The organism is Vibrio sp. 1562, assembly GCF_033340155.1.
GTDB lineage: Bacteria > Pseudomonadota > Gammaproteobacteria > Enterobacterales > Vibrionaceae > Vibrio > Vibrio alginolyticus.
This window is the reverse complement of sequence record NZ_JAWOVY010000326.1, coordinates 1-710: the sequence shown is the minus strand read 5'-3', so window position 1 is coordinate 710 and position 710 is coordinate 1. Positions and strand designations below refer to the sequence as shown.

Below are 710 nucleotides of genomic sequence, written 5' to 3'. Positions count from 1 at the left end.
CGTATTCAAACGTTGGCAGAGCAACACGCCAATTTGTATTACGCGATCGGTTTTCATCCGTATTTTCTAGAAGATAACGTTGAGCAGCACCTTGCAGAGCTAGAACGTTATCTCAACCAAAAATCGCCACAGTGTGTGGCAATCGGAGAGTGCGGACTAGACTTTGCAGTTAACGTAGATCCTGAGCTACAAGAAAGGGCGCTTGAAACTCAATTTGAGCTGGCAAGGCGTTTCAATCTTCCTGTCATTTTGCACAGCCGGAAAGCACACAATCGACTCATTCAAATGGTCAAAGCGGCGAAGTTACCTCGTGGTGGCGTTTTGCACGCGTTTGCTGGTAGTTATCAGCAGGGAATGGAGTGGGTCAGATTAGGTTTTTTCATCGGTGTTGGTGGAACCATTACCTATCCGAGAGCCCATAACACTCGCGACGCAATTCAAAGATTACCACTCGAAAATCTGGTTATAGAAACGGATGCTCCAGATATGCCTATACTTGGTTATCAAGGGGAGCCGAATCACCCTGCCAAACTCATTCATGTATTCAATGAGCTCGCAGAGTTGCATAGTGTGCGAAAGCAATCGATTGCCACTCAGCTGTGGGAAAATAGCAATTTTGCTTTCTCGATATGTGAATAAAATCTAAAGATGTAGTCTGAAATAGAAAACGTTTCCCTGCTTATTGTGAGATAACTCACAAAGGTGGGTGA

General features: G+C 44.8%; 1 protein-coding gene. It reads left to right on the top strand.

Translation table 11 applies throughout. The annotated features are described in order from the left end of the window. Nucleotides 1–639 (top strand): TatD family hydrolase (locus tag R7Z49_RS24970; protein WP_318112381.1); only part of this gene is annotated, 639 nt, incomplete at its 5' end. Between the last annotated feature and the right edge of the window lie 71 nt (nucleotides 640–710).